16 protein-coding genes are annotated in these 18,407 nt (G+C 70.4%); 8 read left to right on the top strand and 8 right to left on the bottom strand.

The window, feature by feature from the left end:
• Nucleotides 1-32: 32 nt before the first annotated feature.
• Nucleotides 33-1,184, bottom strand: coding sequence for an acyl-CoA dehydrogenase family protein (locus QWU11_RS22970; protein ID WP_290116637.1), 1,152 nt, complete (start codon nucleotides 1,182-1,184; stop codon nucleotides 33-35).
• Between the two features lie 194 nt (nucleotides 1,185-1,378).
• Between QWU11_RS22970 and QWU11_RS22965 the strand changes: the two genes are divergently transcribed.
• The 4 genes from QWU11_RS22965 (at nucleotide 1,379) to QWU11_RS22950 (ending at nucleotide 4,469) form a co-directional block, all read left to right on the top strand.
• On the top strand, nucleotides 1,379-1,936 hold the full coding sequence (locus QWU11_RS22965; RefSeq protein ID WP_290116378.1) for a GtrA family protein: 558 nt from the start codon (nucleotides 1,379-1,381) through the stop codon (nucleotides 1,934-1,936).
• A gap of 301 nt (nucleotides 1,937-2,237) precedes the next feature.
• Nucleotides 2,238-2,732: a hypothetical protein gene (locus QWU11_RS22960; RefSeq protein ID WP_290116377.1), complete on the top strand. Its 495-nt coding sequence runs from the start codon at nucleotides 2,238-2,240 to the stop codon at nucleotides 2,730-2,732.
• Nucleotides 2,729-3,703: a glycoside hydrolase family 25 protein gene (locus QWU11_RS22955; protein WP_290116376.1), complete on the top strand. Its 975-nt coding sequence runs from the start codon at nucleotides 2,729-2,731 to the stop codon at nucleotides 3,701-3,703. Before QWU11_RS22960 ends, QWU11_RS22955 begins: the two co-directional genes overlap by 4 nt.
• 385 nt (nucleotides 3,704-4,088) lie before the next feature.
• The gene (locus QWU11_RS22950; protein ID WP_290116375.1) at nucleotides 4,089-4,469 is read left to right on the top strand and encodes a hypothetical protein; all 381 of its coding nucleotides are present in this window, start codon (nucleotides 4,089-4,091) and stop codon (nucleotides 4,467-4,469) included.
• 331 nt (nucleotides 4,470-4,800) lie between these two features.
• Here QWU11_RS22950 and QWU11_RS22945 read toward each other — a convergent pair whose 3' ends face one another.
• The 3 genes from QWU11_RS22945 to QWU11_RS22935 all read right to left on the bottom strand — a co-directional run bounded on the left by QWU11_RS22945 (nucleotide 4,801) and on the right by QWU11_RS22935 (nucleotide 8,629).
• A complete protein-coding gene (locus QWU11_RS22945) occupies nucleotides 4,801-6,081 on the bottom strand; it encodes an ATP-binding protein (protein ID WP_290116374.1) in 1,281 nt (426 codons plus the stop codon).
• Between the two features lie 188 nt (nucleotides 6,082-6,269).
• The gene (locus tag QWU11_RS22940) at nucleotides 6,270-6,941 is read right to left on the bottom strand and encodes a response regulator transcription factor (protein WP_141956913.1); all 672 of its coding nucleotides are present in this window, start codon (nucleotides 6,939-6,941) and stop codon (nucleotides 6,270-6,272) included.
• 128 nt (nucleotides 6,942-7,069) lie between these two features.
• Nucleotides 7,070-8,629 (bottom strand): acyl-CoA carboxylase subunit beta, encoded by a 1,560-nt coding sequence (locus QWU11_RS22935; RefSeq protein WP_290116373.1) that lies wholly within the window; start codon nucleotides 8,627-8,629, stop codon nucleotides 7,070-7,072.
• 68 nt (nucleotides 8,630-8,697) lie between these two features.
• On the opposite strand from QWU11_RS22935, the gene QWU11_RS22930 reads away from it, so the two are divergent.
• A complete protein-coding gene (locus tag QWU11_RS22930) occupies nucleotides 8,698-9,234 on the top strand; it encodes an NUDIX domain-containing protein (RefSeq protein WP_290116372.1) in 537 nt (178 codons plus the stop codon).
• 7 nt (nucleotides 9,235-9,241) lie between these two features.
• On the opposite strand, the gene QWU11_RS22925 is transcribed toward QWU11_RS22930, so the two are convergent.
• Complete coding sequence (locus QWU11_RS22925; protein ID WP_290116636.1) at nucleotides 9,242-10,174, bottom strand: NADP-dependent oxidoreductase; 933 nt, start codon at nucleotides 10,172-10,174, stop codon at nucleotides 9,242-9,244.
• Between the two features lie 80 nt (nucleotides 10,175-10,254).
• On the opposite strand from QWU11_RS22925, the gene QWU11_RS22920 reads away from it, so the two are divergent.
• The gene (locus QWU11_RS22920; RefSeq protein WP_290116371.1) at nucleotides 10,255-11,253 is read left to right on the top strand and encodes a helix-turn-helix domain-containing protein; all 999 of its coding nucleotides are present in this window, start codon (nucleotides 10,255-10,257) and stop codon (nucleotides 11,251-11,253) included.
• Here QWU11_RS22920 and treZ read toward each other — a convergent pair.
• Genes treZ through glgX form a run of 3 tightly spaced genes read right to left on the bottom strand, consistent with a single transcriptional unit; the run spans nucleotide 11,155 to nucleotide 17,249 of the window.
• Nucleotides 11,155-12,882, bottom strand: coding sequence for a malto-oligosyltrehalose trehalohydrolase (gene treZ, locus QWU11_RS22915; RefSeq protein ID WP_290116370.1), 1,728 nt, complete (start codon nucleotides 12,880-12,882; stop codon nucleotides 11,155-11,157). The genes QWU11_RS22920 and treZ overlap by 99 nt on opposite strands.
• 7 nt (nucleotides 12,883-12,889) lie before the next feature.
• Entirely contained in the window at nucleotides 12,890-15,175 is a 2,286-nt protein-coding gene (gene treY / locus QWU11_RS22910; RefSeq protein WP_290116369.1) for a malto-oligosyltrehalose synthase, read from the bottom strand.
• Nucleotides 15,168-17,249: a glycogen debranching protein GlgX gene (gene glgX / locus QWU11_RS22905; RefSeq protein WP_354670890.1), complete on the bottom strand. Its 2,082-nt coding sequence runs from the start codon at nucleotides 17,247-17,249 to the stop codon at nucleotides 15,168-15,170. The genes treY and glgX overlap by 8 nt, the downstream gene beginning before the upstream one ends.
• A 189-nt stretch (nucleotides 17,250-17,438) precedes the next feature.
• On the opposite strand from glgX, the gene QWU11_RS22900 reads away from it, so the two are divergent.
• Both QWU11_RS22900 and bfr read left to right on the top strand, forming a co-directional pair.
• Nucleotides 17,439-17,627, top strand: coding sequence for a (2Fe-2S)-binding protein (locus QWU11_RS22900; protein ID WP_290116367.1), 189 nt, complete (start codon nucleotides 17,439-17,441; stop codon nucleotides 17,625-17,627).
• A 69-nt stretch (nucleotides 17,628-17,696) separates the two neighbouring features.
• Nucleotides 17,697-18,179, top strand: a complete 483-nt coding sequence (gene bfr, locus QWU11_RS22895; RefSeq protein WP_290116366.1) for a bacterioferritin — start codon at nucleotides 17,697-17,699, stop codon at nucleotides 18,177-18,179.
• Nucleotides 18,180-18,407 lie beyond the last annotated feature (228 nt).

Here is an 18,407-nt window from a genome sequence, read left to right as displayed (position 1 = left end):
CCTGTCCGTCACGCCACGCAGCCTACCGGCCCCTATAGCCCCAGCTCGCGCGCGATGAGCATGCGCTGGACCTCGGACGTGCCCTCGCCGATCTCCAAGATCTTGGAGTCTCTCCAGTGGCGGGCGACGGGGTATTCGTTCATGAAGCCGTAGCCGCCGTAGATCTGGGTGGCCTCGCGGGCGTTGGTGACCGCGATCTCCGAGGAGTGCAGCTTGGCGATGGCGGCCTCCTTCTTGAACGGCTCGCCGCGCATCATCCGCTCGGCGGCGCGGTACCACGCGAGCCGGGCCGTGTGGGTGCGCACCTCCATGTCGGCGATCTTGAAGGCGATCGACTGGTTCTTGCCGATCGGCGCGCCGAAGGCGGTGCGCTCCTTGGCGTACTTGACCGACTCGTCCAGGCAGGCCTGGGCGAGGCCGGTGGCGAGCGCCGAGATCGCGATGCGCCCCTCGTCGAGGATCGACAGGAAGTTGGCGTAGCCGCGGCCCCGCTCGCCGAGGAGGTTCTCCTCCGGCACCCGGCAGTCGCTGAAGGACAGCTCGCGCGTGTCGGAGGCGTGCCAGCCGACCTTGGAGTATTTCGGCGCGACCGAGAGACCGTCGTTGGGCGTCGGCACGATGATCGAGGAGATCTCGCGCTTGCCGCCCTCGGAGCCGCCGGTCACCGCGGTGGCGGTGACGAGCGAGGTGATGTCGGTGCCGGAGTTGGTGATGAAGCACTTGGTGCCGTTGATCACCCACTGGCCGTCGACGAGCTTGGCGGTCGTACGAGTGGCGCCCGCGTCGGTGCCGCCGCCCGGCTCGGTCAGGCCGAAGGCACCCAGGGCGCGGCCGGCCAGGAGCTCGGGCAGCCAGGTCTGCTTCTGTTCCTCGGTGCCGAACCGGTAGATCGGCATCGCGCCGAGCGACACCGCGGCCTCGAGAGTGATCGCCACGGAGGAGTCGACCCGCGCGAGCTCCTCCAGAGCCAGGCAGAGGGCGAAGTAGTCGCCGCCCATGCCGCCGTACTCCTCGGGGAAGGGCAGCCCGAACAACCCCATGTCGCCCATCTGGCGAACGATGTCGTACGGGAACTCCTCGTCCGCGTCCAGTCGTTCGGCCTGTGGAGCGACAACGTCGCGGGCGAACTCCTCAACGGTCTTGCGCAGGGTCTCGTGCTCGTCGTCGAGCCGGTAGTCCATGATCACCTCGGTCGGAGAGACATGAGCCGTATCCCGTCATATGACCGGCGGCCGCGATCGGCGGCTGCCAGAATCGGGGGCCACAGGCACATGCTGCCACGAACCCCGTCTATCCTCGTCGTGCCGGGGGTAAGGAGAGTTGCGGGCCTACCGAGGATGCGCGATCAACCGCGACCGCGAATGAAAGGTCTCCCTTCGTGAGAATCGCCGTAAATCTGTACCGACGATTCGCCCACCTCGTGCACGAGGTGGCAAAGTTCGGCGTGATCGGCGTACTCAACTTCGTCATCACCATCGGGATCTCCGACACCCTCCACCTGGGCCTCGGCGTGGGGCCGTTGACGTCCTTCGGTGTCGGCACCGCGATCGCGACGACGTTCTCCTACTTCGCGAACCGCTTCTGGACCTTCCGGCACCGCGACACCAGCGGCCTGGGCCGCGAGTACATCCTCTTCTTCGTCCTCAACGGCGTGGGCCTGCTGATCACCTGGGTGTTCATCGGCGTCACCCACTACGTCCTCGACCTCCACAACGGCATCGCGTTCAACGTCGCCCAGGTCGTGGGCACCGCGGCCGCGACGCTGTTCCGCTTCTGGGCGTACAAGAAGTGGGTGTTCCTGCCCGCCGCCGCGCCGCCGGTCGACCCGCACACCGGCCTGCCCGAGGCCGAGGCGGAGGCGGCCCCCGAGGCCGAGTCGGCGCCCGAGGCGGAGCCCGAGCCGGTGCCGGCCGGGATCACACGCCGCGCCCGCTGACCCTCGACGCAAAGCGGCCCCCGCGCACCCTTTGAGGTGCGCGGGGGCTGCTTTTTGCGCCGACGTCTGAGCCGGTCGCCGCATGGCCGAAACGGGTCGCGCGACCCCTTACGGACCGCCGAAACCGGCGCATCATAGCGCTCTCAGGTCACTTGCCCACCAATCATGCCATTACGGACATTACTGACTCATTGGTCCACGATTCAACTAGCGTTGTCGGAACGGCTGGAGGACAGGGTGCAGTCACGAACACACGACACCCCGTACCCGTACGGGGATCACGGATCGGATGTGAGAGACATTGATCGACATCCTTGACGTCTGCCATGACCAGGTCGGCCAGCACGAGGCGGCCGACGGCACGACCCGCTACGGAAAATGGCTGGACGCCCAGCCGCCGAAGACGAGCGTCTACGCCACGGCGGACTGGTGCGCCTCCTCTGCGATCTACTGCATCGCGCAGATACCCGGCGGTCTGGAGGCGATCGGCGGGCTGCACAAGAGCGACGCCTACGTCGAGAACTGGCACGACCGCATGGCCGTGATGGGCCGCGTCTCCATGACGCCGCAGCCCCGGCGCATCGTCTTCTACGACTGGCGGGGCACCGGGCCCGACGACAACCACCTCGGCATCCTCAAGGAACGCGACGGCGACCGGCTCTACGCCTATGAGGGCAACCACGACGACCGGTACGAGCTGGTGGAACGCCCCTTCGACGGCCAGGTCGTCGGATTCGCCGAATGGTGGTCCTTCGTCCCCGGCGCCACCTCCGACGACTGGTTCATCGAGCAATGAGCCTGCTGCACCTCTTCGACGTGAGCGCCTACCAGGCCACCACCGTGCCGAGCGCCGACGCGGTGTTCGTCAAGGCGACCGAGGGCTCCTCCTACACCTCCAGCAGGTTCGCGGCCCAGTGGGCGAGCGCCAAGACCCACGCCAGGCACCGCGGTGCCTACCACTTCGCCCGCCCCGAGGCGTCGTCGGCGAAATCCCAGGCCGACCGGTTCCTCGACGTCGTCGACCCCGCACACGGCGAGTCCCTGTGGCTGGACCTGGAGGCCTCCGACCTCAACCAGGCCAAGACGCACGCCTGGGCGGTCGCGTGGGCCGACCGGGTCCGCGACCAGGCGCCCGGCATCACGTACGGCGTCTACATGGGCGGCGGCTACGCGACCAACAACACCGGCCGCGACCTCGCCGCGGAGTATCCGTTCTGGTGGTACCCGCAGTACCCCGGCAGCGGGTCCACCTCGACCTGGCCCTCGACGTTCTCACCCTGGCTGCCCAGCGGTCTGACGTGCGGCTGGACAAAGCCGCACATCTGGCAGTTCTCCAGCGCGTTCAGCGGCCAGTACGACGCCAGCGTCTCCACCCTCACCATCGAACAGCTCGCCAACGGCGGGCGGCAACCGACCACGGAGGTTGACGTGTACGGAGGAATCCCCCCGCTCCAGATCGGCGAGCGTTACACCCGGACCTGCCCCAAGGGCTCGATCAACATCTGGGGCATCGCGTACGACTCGACGAACACGCTGACCTACCGGATCGCCGCGCACTCCAACAAGGGCGGCGGCGAGGTCAAGAGCGATCTCGTCGTCGGCGGCCCGAACAGCACGAGCGACGCGTGGCCCAGGAAGCAGACCTGGCAGACGAGCCTCACCGACGTCGACTGGTTCTCCATCGAGCTGGTCTCCGGCGACCCGTCGAAGCCGGACGCCAACGGGAAGATCGTGCAGCCCGGCTGGGACGCCTCCCTGACCGGCTGAGCCGCGACGCGGCCCGCGTGGCGAGGACGCGCTACGCGGGCCCGGGCGGCACGCCCGCGCCCTCGTCGCGTACGGCGCTGCGGTCGAGGACCTCGGCCACGCGGTCGACCTCGGGCACGGCGTAGCGGCAGCGCCGCGGCCCTGGCTGTGCTCGAGGTCAGCGGCCGGGGATCACGTTCACGGGTTCGTCGAGCCACAACTCCCGATGGCCGGTCGTGACCGTCGACCCGAACCGTTCCCGCTCGGGCCTGCCCCAGTCGTGCCACCGTGTGTACGCGAACTCCAGGTCGGCCCACGGTCGTTGGGTGCCTCCTTCGCGAATGATCGCCTGACCGTCCGCGTCGACCCGTTGGAACGCCCAGGAGCCGTCAGGGGCGAGGAGCCAGTGCTCCAGGTACGCGTCCGGATGCTGTTGCTGGATCCCGACGTGCCCGCCGCGGCGATCCGGGCCGCTGAGATCGGTGAGAACACCGAACGGTTCGCCGCCGGGATCGGGCCGGCCATCGCGCGCCTGGCCGAGTTCGACGGGCACCCGTACGTCAGCATGCGGACGGCTCTGTACGACCGGCTTCCGACGTGGCGCATGATCGGGTTCGATGGGGTCCTGTACGTCTCGACGTTCGGAACCGCCGCCGAGGGGCACCGATCGGGCATGTACAAGCTCACCGCGGCGACCGGCGGTGTGCTGCACGCAGGGTTCCGCCGGCAGTTCGAGGAGATGTGGCGGCAGGCCCGCCATCTGTGGAAGGAAAGGACCGCGACGTGATCGAGGCCGAGCTGAAGGCGCGCGTCCGCGAGCCCGAGGCCCTGCGCGGGCGCCTGCGTCGGCTCGCCGACGAGGAGCGCAGCGTCTACCGCGACGCGTACTCCGACCGGCCTGGCCGGGACCTCACGGCCGAAGGCAGAGAGCTACGCGTCAGGGGTCGTGGAGACGGGCGAGATGCGCCGTACGGTCCTGACCTACAAGGAGCCGGCCGTCGACTCCGGCAGCGGGTCCAGGCCCGAGCACGAGACGAAGGTCGCCGACGCCCGTACGGTCCTGCACGACCTCGGCATCACCGACGATGGCCTCACGACGGAGCAGTACACCGACGCGGTCATGCGGGCCCGCTTACCACGCGCTCGATGGCGAGCAGCGCCTCCTCCCGCTTGCGCAGGAAGACCGCGAACGTGGCCGGGCGCGAGCGGATCAGCTCCAGCCGGCCGCCGTCGGCGGTGGCGAGCGAGCGCGCGAGGTAGAGCCCCAGGCCGGTGCCCTGCCGGCCGCTGACGTTGCGGTCGAACACCCGGCGTTCGAGCTCGGGCGGTACGCCCGCGCCCTCGTCGCCGACCTCCACGACGATCGAGGTCGCGGTCTCCTTGGTGTGGATGGTGACCTTGCCGGCGCCGTGCACCAGGGAGTTGTCCAGCAGGGTCGCGACGATCTGGGAGAGGCCGCCCGGGCTGACCACGGCCGTCAGCCCCCGTACGCCCGACATGCCGATCCGGCGGCTCTCGCGCCGGAACACCGGCTCCCACTCCTCGAGCTGCTGTGTGACGATCTCGTCCACCCCGATGGCGATCGCGTCGCCGGTCGGGTCGTGCTTGGCGCGGGCGAGGAGCTGCTCGACGACGGCCGCGAGCCGCTCGACCTGCGCGGCCGCGGCGGCGCCCTCCTCGCGTACGACGTCGGGGTACTCCGCCGCCTCGACCATCTCCTCCAGGCGCATGGACAGGGCGGTCAGCGGCGTACGCAGCTGGTGGCTGGCGTCGGAGGCGAACTCCCGGCTCGCGGCGAGAAGGTCGGCGATGCGTACGGCGCTGCGGTCGAGGACCTCGGCCACGCGGTCGACCTCGGGCACGCCGTAGCGGCGGCGCCGGGGACGCGCGTTGCCCGAGCCCAGCCGGTCGGCGGTCTCGGCCAGGTCGATCAGCGGCAGGGTCAGCTTGCGGGCCTGCACCATCGCGAGCGCGACCGCCACGCCGACGCCGAGCACGACGAGGCTGCCGATGAGCAGGAAGGTGCGTACGGCGTCGGCCTCGACGTCGGCCGCGTCCCGTGAGACCTGGACGTGGAGGCCGCGGTCGTTGGCCGCCATCTTCGTGATCACGTGATCGCCCTTGGCCGGGGCCTTCCCGGCGGTGATCTGCGTGCCGTCGGCCATGGTCACGACGATGTAGCGGCCGGGGAACTCCTTGGAGATCTGGTCACCCGTGATCGACTGGCGCATCTCCTCGCGGAGGTTGACGCCCGCCACGACGGTCGCCGCCTCGCGCTCGACCTGCTGCTGTGCCTCGTCGTAGATCAGACGCTCGGTGGAGTAGGCCAGCGGGATGCCGAGCAGGAGCACGGCGACGACCGCGACGGCGAGCGTCGACAGCAGCAGACGTCGCCTCATGGGGGTCCCTCTCTTCCGACCGTGACGTGATGCCGTGGTTCACGTCACGGTCCGCCTGTCTAGGGATCGTCCGGTTGATCGGTGCCGCGCGGTGCCCGGACGGCACCGTGCCGCGTCGGTCGCCGGCCAGACCCGGACCGGCTACCTCCGCCCTGCGGAGCGTCCGCACACGACAACCGAGACACTCCCTAGTCGCCGCGTTCGAACCGGAATCCGACTCCGCGGACGGTCGTGATGTAGCGAGGGCTTCCCGCGTCGTCCCCGAGCTTGCGGCGCAACCAGGAGATGTGCATGTCGAGGGTCTTCGTGGAGCCCCACCAGTTGGTGTCCCACACCTCGCGCATGATCTGCTCACGGGTGACGACCTTGCCGGCGTCGCGTACGAGCACGCGCAGCAGGTCGAACTCCTTGGTCGTGAGCTGCAGCTCCTGGTCGCCCATCCAGGCCCGGCGCGACTCTGCGTCGATCCGCACCCCCTGGACTATGGGCGTCTCGGTGCTGCCCCGGCGCAGCAGGGCGCGGACCCGGGCGAGCAACTCCGCCAGCCGGAACGGCTTGGTGACGTAGTCGTCGGCCCCGGCGTCGAGGCCGACGACGGTGTCAACCTCGTCGGCACGGGCGGTCAGGATGAGGATGGGAACGCCGTGACCTTCGGCCCGTACGCGCCGGGCCACCTCAAGGCCGTCGAGCTCGGGAAGACCGAGGTCGAGCACGATCAGATCCACCCCGCCCCCGAGCGCCCGTTCGAGCGCCTGCGGACCGTCGGGACTGACTTCGACGTTGTATCCCTCCCGCCGCAAAGCTCTGGCAAGAGGCTCGGAGATGGACGTGTCGTCCTCGGCGAGCAGTACTGAGGTCATGAGCCGATCGTAGAGCTATTCAAGAACGTTTCCTCCGTAGTAGAGGGGGCTTGACCTGCGATTTGCCAGTCATAGAGCTCCTAGGAATGCGCCAAATCCGAGCTAATGAGCGGTAATTGGCGCGACCTTCAGACCGGCGTGACTCCATGTCTACGACGTGAGAACGATCGATCCTTTCCGCGAGAGGCCGCGAACCGCGCCGTGAGTTCGCGCCTCAGATCTTCGGGCTCGACGATCGTGTCGACGACGAGTTCCCCGGCGAGGCGCACGATGTCGATGTCTTCCTCGTACTCCGCGCGGAGTTTCTCGATGTACGCGGCGCGCTCCTGCTCGTCCTCGATCGCCATGATCTTGTTGTAGTAGACCGCGTTGACGGCCGCCTCGGCGCCCATCACCGCGATCTTGGCGGTAGGCAACGCAATAGTGGCCTCGGGGTCAAAGCCTGGGCCCGCCATTGCGTAGAGGCCGGCCCCGTACGCTTTCCGGACAACTACGCAGATCTTGGGCACGGTGGCCTCGGAGACCGCCGTGATCATCTTTGCGCCGTGCCGGATGATCCCTTGGCGTTCGACCGCTGTTCCAACCATAAAACCGGGCACGTCAGACAGGAACAGCAGTGGCACGTTGAAAGCGTCGCAAAGCTGGATGAACCGCGCGGCCTTGTCCGCCGAGTCGACGAACAGCACACCGCCCTTGAACATCGGGTTGTTCGCGACCACCCCGACGGGCCGGCCGTCGAGCCGGCCGAAGCCCACCGTGAGCTCCTTCGCCCACAGGCTGTGGATCTCGAAGAAGGAGTCCTCGTCGAGCAGGCCCTTGACGTAGCGGCGCATGTCGAAGGCGACCCGCTCGCTGGCCGGGACGAGCTTGCGCAGGTCGATCGGCTTGGGGTCACGCGGCTCGGCCGCCGGCGGCTCCTGTTCCCACCCGGACGGCAGGTAGGACAGGAAGTCGCGTACGGCGTCGAGCGCCTGCGGCTCGTCCTTGGCCAGGAAGTGCCCGCACCCGGAGACCGAGCAGTGCATCTTCGCCCCGCCCATCTCTTCGAGCGTGGTCTGTTCCTTGACCACCATCTCCACCATGCGCGGGCTGCCGAGGTACATCGAGGCGTTGCCGTCCACCATCGCGACGAAGTCGCAGAACGCCGGGATGTAGGCGCCACCCGCCGCGCTCGGCCCGAACAGCGCGCAGACCTGCGGGATCGATCCGCTCGCGCGCACCTGCGTGTGGAAGATCTTCCCCGCGCCGCGCCGGCCGGGGAACATGTCGACCTGGTCGGTGATCCGCGCGCCCGCCGAGTCGACCAGGTAGATCATCGGCACACGCGTGTCGTAGGCGCGCTCGATGATGCGGACGATCTTCTCGACCGTACGGGCGCCCCAGGAGCCGGCCTTGACCGTCGAGTCGTTGGCCATGAGCGCGACCGGACGGCCCTGGACCGTGGCGGTCCCGGTGACGACGCCGTCGGCCGGCAGGCCGGGGGTGAGGGCGTTCGCGTAGACGCCGTCCTCGACGAAGGACCCGGCGTCGACGAGCAGCCGGATCCGCTCACGGGCGAACAGCTTGCCCTTGACCGCGTTGGCGTCGTGGTACTTCGGCGAACCGCCGTGCTCGATCTTCTCGCGAAGCTCCGCCAGGTGAGGGTGGCCCGGCTCGTCCTGTGATGGCTGCATTGTGTGCTCGGTCACGGTCGGACTTTACCCCGTGCCCCCGGGCCGCCCACGCGTGGTGTCGGCCACGTTCTAGCCTGAGAGGCATGCCGGATCACTCGGGTCGCGCAGCCGACGAGCTTCTGGACATCGTGGACGCGAGCGACCAGGTGATCGGCCAGGTGACACGCGGCGAGGCGACCGCGCGGGGGCTGCGGCACCGCTGCGCGGCCGTCTTCGTACGGGACGGGTCAGGCCGGATCTTCGTGCACCGGCGGACCCCCGAGAAACTGATCTTCCCGTCGATGTACGACATGTTCGTCGGCGGCGTGGTCGGCGCGGGCGAGACGTACGACGACGCGGCGCTGCGGGAGGCCGAGGAGGAGCTGGGAGTGTCCGGCCTGGCCCGGCCGGTGCCGCTGTTCTCGTTCCTGTACGAGGGCACGGGCGCGGCGGCCGGGCACACGTGGTGGTCCCGGGTGTACGAGGCCCGCTGCGACCTGCCGGTGAACCCGCAGGCGGAGGAGGTCGCCTGGCACGCCTTCCTGACGGAGGAGGAGCTGGCCGGCCGCCTGCCGCAGTGGGACTGGGTCCCCGACGGCCTGGAGGCCTACCACCGCCTCCAGGGCCTCGGCGAGGCCTGAGGCCCGGTCAGGTCACGGTGAGGACGATCTTGCCGGTCGTGCGGCCCGTCTCGCCGAGGGCGTGGGCCTTGGCGGCCTCCTCCAGGGGGAAGACGGTGTCGATCTCGGCGTGCAGGCGGCCGGACTCCACGAGGGCGACGATCTCCTTCAACCCCGCGTAGTCCGGCTCGACCAGTGTCCAGCCCGCCGCGATGCCCCGTGCGGCCGCCTCGGCCCGCAGCGACTCCTCGACCGGTGGCACGAACGACACCAGGACCCCGCCGTCCCGCAACGTGCGCAGCGACCGTGTTCCGTAGTCACCCCCGATGGTGTCCACCACGACGTCGACGTCGCGTACGGCCTCGGCGAAGTCCACCTGCGTGTAGTCGATCATCTCGTCGGCGCCCAGGGACCGGACGAGATCGTGCTTGGGCGTACGCGCGGTGCCGATCACGTGGGCGCCGAGAGCCTTGGCGATCTGTACGGCCACGTGGCCGACGCCGCCGGCCGCGGCGTGGACCAGGACCCGTTGCCCGGCCTGGAGGCCGGCGGTGTCCACCAGGCCCTGCCAAGCGGTGAGCGCGACCAGCGGAAGGGCCGCCGCCCGTACGTGGTCGAGGGTCGCCGGCTTGCGGATGAAGTGGCGCGGCGGCGCGGTGACGTACTCGGCGTACGCTCCGGCCGGGTGCGGGAAGCGCGGCATGCCGAAGACCTCGTCGCCCGGCTTGTACAGGGTCACGCCCGGGCCGACCTCCTCGACCACGCCCGACACGTCGAAGCCCAGGACCGGCAACGACGCGCCGAAGCGCCCGCCGGTGGCCCGCGCCTTCCAGTCGGTCGGGTTCACCCCCGCCGCGTGGACCCGTACGAGGATCTCCACCGGTCCCGGCTCCGGCCGCTCCACTTCAACGATCTTCAATACCTCCGGGCCGCCCAGGGTGTCCTGGCCGACCGCGCGCATGCTCGTCATGACTGACAGCCAACGCCAGACGACCGGCGTACGGAAGTGGCCTGACTGCCATTGCTGGTTAAGATCTGGCCATGACCCACCGCGTCGTCGTCCTCGCGCTGGACGGCGCGATCCCGTTCGAACTCGGCATCCCGGGCCGCATCTTCGGGGCCGCGCGCGGCCCCGGCGACACCCCGCTCTATGAGGTGGTCACCTGTACGGCGGACGGCCGCCCGGTCCGCAGCGCCGCCGACTTCGCCATCGCGGTCGACCACGACGCCACGGTGCTGGCCGGCGCCGACACCGTCGTGATCCCGCCCTTCGCGCGCCCGGACACCGGGCAGGCGGCCGTGGCACTCGCCCACATCCGGCCCGGCACGCGGATCATGTCGATCTGCACGGGTTCGTTCGTGCTCGCCGCGGCCGGGCTGCTCGACGGGCGGCGCGCGACCACCCACTGGGGCGAGGCCGACCACTTCCAGCGGCTCTTCCCCAAGGTCAAGCTGGACCCGAAGGTCCTGTTCGTGGACGACGGCGACGTGCTCACCTCCGCCGGCGCCGCCGCGGGCGTCGACCTGTGCCTGCACGTCGTACGCCGCGACCACGGCAGCGAGGTGGCCAACCGGGCCGCGCGCCGCTGTGTCGTGCCGCCGTGGCGCGACGGCGGCCAGGCCCAGTACATCGAACGTCCGGTGCCCGAGCCGCACGACACCGGCACCGCCCCCGTACGGGCCTGGGCGCTCGAACGCCTCGACCGGCCGATCACGCTGGCCGGCCTGGCCGCGCAGGCGGGGATGAGCGTACGGACCCTCAGCCGCCGGTTCCGCGAGGAGGTCGGTGTGAGCCCCGGGCGCTGGCTGACCCGGCAGCGCGTCGAGCTGGCCCGGCAGCTCCTGGAGTCCAGCGACCTCCCGGTGGACCAGATCGCCCGGCGCGCCGGGTTCGGCACGGCCCTGTCGCTGCGCCAGCACCTGCACGCCGCCCTCGGCGTCTCACCGCTCGCCTACCGCCGGACGTTCCATCGCCAAGACGGCGAGCGACTCTCCGGGGAGCTCTCCGCCAGGGCGTACGCCGTCGGCGGAGGCGAGTAGCAGCTCCCCGTCGGGCAGGCGCACCGGCTCGGTGCCGAGGTTGGCGGCGATCCGGACCGAGCCCCGGTAGACCACGATCCACGCGTCGCCGTGCCGTACGGACACCTCGGTCAGGCGGGTGTCGGTCAGCTCGGGGCAGGAGCGGCGCAGCGCGATCAGCGCGCGGTACCACTCCAGCAGCTCACGGTGCGGCGGCTTGTCCGGCTCGTCCCAGTCGAGCAGCGAGCGGCGGAACGTCCCCGGCGCCTGCGGGTCGGGCACGTCCTCCGACGCCCAGCCGTGCGTGGCGAACTCCCGCCTGCGTCCCTCGCTGACCGCCCGCGCCAGCTCCGGCTCCACGTGGTCGGTGAAGAAGCACCACGGCGTGCCGGCGCCCCACTCCTCCCCCATGAACAGCATCGGCGTGAACGGCGAGGTGAGCAGCAGCCCGGCGCCGACCTTGAGCAGGCCCGGCGAGAGCGTCGCGGAGATCCGGTCGCCGGTGGCGCGGTTGCCGACCTGGTCGTGGTTCTGGATGAAGCCGAGGAACCGGTGACCGGGCGTACGGAGCGGGTCGACCGGACGGCCGTGCGAGCGGCCGCGGAAGCTCGACCACGTGCCGTCGTGGAAGAACGCCCTGGTCATCGTCTTGGCGAGCGCGTCCATCGAGCCGAAGTCACCGTAGTAGCCCTGGCGCTCGCCGGTGAGCGCCGCGTGCACGGCGTGGTGGAAGTCATCGTTCCACTGCACGTCCAGGCCGTAGCCGCCGGCCTCGCGCGAGGTGACCAGCCGCGGGTCGCCCAGGTCGGACTCGGCGACCAGCGACAGCTCCCGCCCGGTCGCGGCCCGCAGGCCGTCCACCGCGATCGCCAGCTCCTCCAGGATGTGCAGGGCGCGGCCGTCCTGCATGGCGTGCACGGCGTCGAGCCGCAGCCCGTCCAGGTGGTAGTCGCGCAGCCACATCAGCGCGTTGTCCACGATGTACGCGCGCACCTCGTCCGAGCCGGGCCGGTCCAGGTTCACCGCCGGGCCCCAGGGCGTCCGGTGGGCGTCGGTGAAGTACGGGCCGTACCGGCCGAGGTAGTTCCCGCTGGGGCCGAGATGGTTGTAGACCACGTCGAGGACGACGGCCAGACCGCGCCCGTGGCAGGCGTCGACCAGCCTCTTCAGCCCGTCCGGCCCGCCGTACGGGTCGTGCACGGCCCACAGCGCCACGCCGTCGTACCCCCAGCCGTGCCGGCCCGGGAAGGCGGCGACCGGCATCAGCTCGACCGCGTCGACGCCGAGCTCGACCAGGTGATCGAGGCGCTCGATCGCGGAGTCGAACGTGCCCTCCGGCGTGAAGGTCCCGACGTGCAGCTCGTACAGGACGCTGCCGCCGAGCGGCCGTCCCCGCCAGGCGCCGTCGGTCCAGGCGAACCGGCCGTGGTCGTACGCGCGGCTGAGCCCGTGCACGCCCTCGGGCTGCCAGGGCGAACGCGGGTCGGGGAAGGGCCCCTGGCCGTCCACGACGAAGCCGTAGTCCTCGCCCTCGCCCTCGGCCTCGGCCGTCCACCAGCCAAGCCGTACGTCCGGCGTCATGGCGTACCGACGGCCGCCCGCCTCGACCTCGACGTTCGCGGCGTCCGGCGCCCAAACCTTGTACCTCATGCGGCCCTCATGCGGCCTCGACCAGGAGGGCGACCGGAAGCGTGCCGAGGAGCCCGGCCAGCGGCACCGGCGAGGCGTACGACTGGCCGGTGAGCAGGTCGCGCCACGGACCGCCGGGCAGGGGCAGGCGCGTGTCCCCCCAGCCGCCGCGGCGTTCGAGCGCGGCGGGCAGCCGGGTCACCACGGTCGTGACGCCGCCCCGGCGGAAGGCCAGCGCGTGCTCGGCCGCCGGCCCCTCCGCGGCGAGGGGCTCGTGCCCTCCGGCGAACCACTCCGGATGCTCGCCGCGCAGCCGCAGCGCGCGCGAGGCGACGAGGAGCTTCTCCCCGTCCAGGCCGGCGGGGAGCGTGCCGGCGTCGAGGTCCGCGAGCAGCTCGCGGCGGCGGGCGTAGTCCACCGGGCGCCGGTTGTCCGGGTCGACCAGGGACAGGCCGGTGAGCTCGCAGCCCTGGTAGACGTCGGGCACGCCCGGCATCGTGAGCTGCACGAGCTTCTGGCCGAGGGAGTTGACCCGCGCGTACGGCGCGAGGACGCCGACGAAGGCCGCGACGTCCTCGACCAGCGCCTCGTCCTCGAACACCGCGTCCACGTGGGCGAGCACCGCCTCCTCGTACCCGGTGTCCTGCGCGGTCCACGAGGTACGGGTCTTGGCCTCGCGCATGGCCTTGGTGAGGTACTCCTTGAGCCGGTCGGGGGACAGCGGCCACGCCCCGGTGAGCGTCTGCCACATCAGGTAGTCCAGGTCGGGCTCCAGCGGGCTGTCCGGCGCGCCGTCGCGCCAGCGCGAGGCCGCCTCGGCCCACTCGCCCGGCAGCTCCGACAGCACGGCCAGCCGGGCGCGTACGTCCTCCTCCCGCTTCGTGTCGTGCGTGGACAGCGTGGTCATCGTGGCCGGCCGGTCCTGGGCGATCTCCACGCAGCGTTCGTGGAACTCCGCGGGCGGCACCGAGAACCTCGTGGGGTCGCCGCCGACCTCGTTCAGCGCCGACAGCCGCGACCAGCGGTAGAACGCGGTGTCCTCGACGCCCTTGGCCATCATCGGCGCGGACGTCTGCTGGAACCGGATGACGAACTCGTCCCGCGCCTCGTCGCGCCCGGTCAGCCCGAGCAGCAACGGCACGACGCGGTCGAGCACCTCGCCGCGTGGCAGGACGGCACGCGCCTCGGCGGCGGTCAGCGCGACGATCTCCAGGTCGCGCGCCGACGGTTCTTCGCCGGGGACGACGTAGGTGCGGTAGACGGGCATCGCGACGAGGAGCTCGACCAGCACCTGCCGGAGCTCTCCGGGGTCCTCGTCGGGCAGGATCCGCCCGAGCAGCCGGGCGAGCCGGTCGACCTCGGGCACCAGCAGCCGCTCGGCGGCGTACCGCCGCGCCTCCCGCTCGACCGCGGTGAAGTCGCCGGTGCCGCCGGTGAAGCCGGTGTAGGCCTCGGTCAGCGCCTTCTCTCCGGCCGGGTCGGTGAACAGGCCGCCGATCACGCCGAGGACGTCGTAGCCGGTGGTCCCGGCGCAGGGCCAGTCGGCGGGCAGCGTCTCGTCGTCGGCGAGGATCTTCTCGGCCACGATCCAGGTGTCGTGCCGCGCGAGTTTGCGCAGGTAGCCGCGTGGATCGGCGAGGCCGTCCGGATGGTCGATCCGCAGGCCGTCGATCAGGCCCTTCCGCAGCAGCCGCAGCGGCACCACATGCGTACGGTCGAAGACCTCCGGGTCCTCGGCGCGCAGCCCGATGAGCGTGGAGACGTCGAAGAACCGCCGGTAGTTCGGTACCGCCTCGCGCCAGTAGCCGAGCCGGTAGTGGCCGCCGCGCGGGAAGATGTGCTCGTGGTAGCGGACCACCTCGCCACCGTCACCGGCCTCGTCGTGAGCCTCGTCGTCGGCCGCGCCGAGCACCGGCAGCACGAGGGCGCCCTCGGACCACTCGATGTCGAACCAGCGCGCGTACGTCGAGTCCGGGCCGTCGCGCAGGACGTCCCAGAAGGCCGTGTTGAGCGTCTCCGGCGCCGGGATCGCCATGTGGTTGGGCACCAGGTCGATGACGATCGCCAGCCCGTGCTCGCGCAGGCGGGCGGCCATCTCGCGGAAGGCCTCCTCGCCGCCGAGGTCCGCCGCGACGCACGAGTGGTCGACCACGTCGTAGCCGTGCGCCGAGCCGGGCGTGGCCTGCAGGATCGGCGACAGGTACACGTGGGAGACCCCGAGCGCGGCGAGATAGCCGGCGAGCTCACCGGCCTCCGCGAACCCGAACCCCTTGCGAAGCTGCAGCCGGTACGTCGCCGTGGGGGGTCTAGACACGACGGAGCACCTGGATCGATCGGGCCTCGAGCATCGGTTTCTCCCCTGCCATCGCGGCGGTCTCCTCATCCTCCAGCGCGTAGCTGGTGGTCGTGTCGATCACGCAGGTCCACATGCCCCGGTGCGCCTCGGGCAGCACGAACGTCAGGTCCTGGTCCGAGCCGTTGATCAGCAGCAGGAACGAGTCGTCGCGTACGGGCTCGCCGCGCCGGTCCGGCTCGGTGATCGCGTCGCCGTTCAGGAAGATCATGATCGCCTTGGCGTAGCCGGTCCGCCAGTCGCCGTCGATCATCTCCTTGCCGTCGGTGGTGTACCACGTGACGTTGTCGCCGGACAGGAACCGCCTCCGGCGGAAGACCGGGTGGTCGCGGCGCAGCGTGGTCAGCCGCCGGACGAACTCCCGCAGGGCCCCGCTCTCGGCCGTGTCGGTCCAGTCGACCCAGCTCAGCTCGCTGTCCTGGCAGTAGGCGTTGTTGTTGCCGTGCTGCGTGCGGCCCAGCTCGTCGCCGTGGGAGATCATCGGCACGCCCTGGGACAGCAGGAGCGTGGTCAGGAGGTTGCGCTTCTGCCGCTCGCGTACGGCGAGGATGTCGGCGTCGTCGGTGACTCCCTCGGCGCCGTGGTTCCAGGACCGGTTGTCGTCGTTGCCGTCGCGGCCCCCCTCGCCGTTGGCCTCGTTGTGCTTGTGGTCGTAGGAGACGAGGTCGTGCAGGCTGAAGCCGTCGTGGCAGGTCACGAAGTTGATCGAGGCGAGCGGACGCCGGCCGTCGTTCGCGTACAGGTCGCTGGAGCCGGTGAACCGCTTGGCGAACTCCGCCAGCATGCCCTCCTGCCCGCGCCAGAAGTCGCGCATCGAGTCGCGGTACTTGCCGTTCCACTCGGTCCACAGGGGCGGGAAGTTGCCGACCTGGTAGCCGCCCTCGCCCACGTCCCACGGCTCGGCGATCAGCTTGACCTGCGAGACGACCGGGTCCTGCTGCACCAGGTCGAAGAAGGCCGCCAGCCGGTCGACGGCGTGCAGCTCGCGGGCGAGCGTGGAGGCCAGGTCGAAGCGGAACCCGTCCACGTGCATGTCGGTCACCCAGTAGCGCAGCGAGTCCATGATCATCTGCAACGTGTGGGGGTTCTGCACGTTGATGCTGTTGCCGGTGCCCGTGGTGTCCATGTAGTAACGCGGGTCGTCGTCCACGAGGCGGTAGTACGCGGCGTTGTCGATGCCGCGGAACCCGAGCGTCGGCCCGAGGTGGTTGCCCTCGGCGGTGTGGTTGTAGACGACGTCGAGGATGACCTCGATGCCCGCCTCGTGCAGGGTCCGCACCATGAGCTTGAACTCCTGCACCTGCTGGCCGCGCCCGCCGCTGGCCGCGTACCCGCTGTGCGGGGCGAAGAAGCCGATGGTGTTGTAGCCCCAGTAGTTCGACAGGCCGCGCTGGATCAGCACGTCGTCGTGGACGAACTGGTGCACGGGCATCAGCTCGATCGCGGTGGCGCCCAGCTCGCGCAGATGGTCGACCATCGCCGGATGGGCCAGGCCGGCGTAGGTGCCGCGCTCGGCCTCCGGGATCGCGGGGTGCCGCCGAGTCAGCCCCTTCACGTGCGCCTCGTAGATCACCGTCTCGTGGTACGGCGTCCGCGGCGAACGGTCCTCGCCCCAGTCGAAGAACGGGTTGATCACCACGCTCTTCGGCACGTACGGGGCGCTGTCGTCGTCGTTGCGGGCGTTCCTGTCGGCGAACCGGTAGGCGAACAGTGCCTCGTTCCAGTCCACGTCGCCCTCGATCGCCTTGGCGTACGGATCGAGGAGCAGCTTGGCGGGATTGCACCGCGCGCCCTGAGACGGGTCGTAGGGTCCGTGGACCCGGAAGCCGTACCGCTGCCCCGGGCCCACCCACGGCACGTAGCCGTGCCAGACGAACCCGTCGATCTCGGTCAGGGCGATCCGTGTCTCTTCGCCGGCGTCGTCGAACAGGCACAGCTCGACGCCCGTGGCGGCTTCGGAGAAGAGGGAGAAGTTCGTACCCGCGCCGTCATAGGTGGCGCCGAGGGGATAGGGGTCACCCGGCCATATACGCATCACATCGGTCGCTTTCCCCCAGGTGATCGGCTCACACGCATCCCCGAAAACCAGCTTGTGACGTACGCAACACAGCTCCTACCTGCGGACATTGGCCAAATCCGGATCCGTGAGTTAGCTTAGGGGAGCCTTACCTTGCTTCACGCTGTTGCTTCACGTTCATCGCTCCGCACGGAGAGGTCCCCCCGTATGTACGTGTGCGTCTGTCACGCCGTCACAGAAGACGTCGTGCGTGATCACATGGCCGCCGGAGCCTGCTCCGCCAAGGAGGTCCGGGCGGCCTGCGGCATGCGTCCCGGCTGCGGTTCGTGCGTCAACCGAATATGCGCGCTGCTCGCGGAGACCGTCGAGCGGCCGGTGCTCGAGGGCGCCGCCTGAGCCACCCGATCTTCAATCGGGCCGTGGCATTGCTTGCGCTTTGCTCCTGGCGTGCCACGATTGGGTGACATGGAAGGCGACACCGACGTAATCAACCTGCTCAACGAGCAGCTGACGGCCGAACTCACCGCGATCAACCAGTACTTCCTGCACGCGAAGATGCAGGAGCACTGGGGTTTCACGGCACTGGCCGAACACACCAGAGCGGAGTCGTTCGATGAGATGCGGCACGCCGAGGTCCTGACCGACCGCATCCTCATGCTGTCCGCGCTGCCCAACTACCAGCGCCTGAACCCCTTGCGCGTCGGCCAGACGGTGCCGGAGCAGATCCGCTCCGATCTGGCCGTCGAGATGGAGGCCGTCGGACGGCTGCGTCCGGGCATCGATCTGATGCGCGCTCGCGGTGACGTCACGTCGGCCCGCATCTTCGAGCGCATCCTCGAGGACGAGGAAGAACACGTCGACTACCTGGAGACCGAGCTGGAACTCCTGGAAAAGCTCGGCGAACAGCTTTACCTCCAGCGCTACGCCGTACCCGCGAAGAGCGAATGACCCGTTAGAGCCTGGCGGGGCGCCCCCCCCGCGGGGGGGGCCCCCCCCGCGAAGTGGCGCGGGGTATACACGGCGGCCGGGGGGGGGGCGCGGCGGGGGAGGGCGGCGGGGGGGCGGGGGCCCCAAGGACGCCCCGCGCCCCCCGCCCCCCCCCCCGGGGGGGGCGGGGGGGGGCGATGGTGACACCCCCAAGGGGGGGGGGGCGGGCCCCGCGCCCCCGGGCGCGAG

Source organism: Actinomadura sp. DC4 (genome assembly GCF_030406325.1).
Classification (GTDB): Bacteria; Actinomycetota; Actinomycetes; order Streptosporangiales; family Streptosporangiaceae; genus Actinoallomurus.
This window is presented reverse-complemented; position numbering and strand designations above follow the sequence as displayed.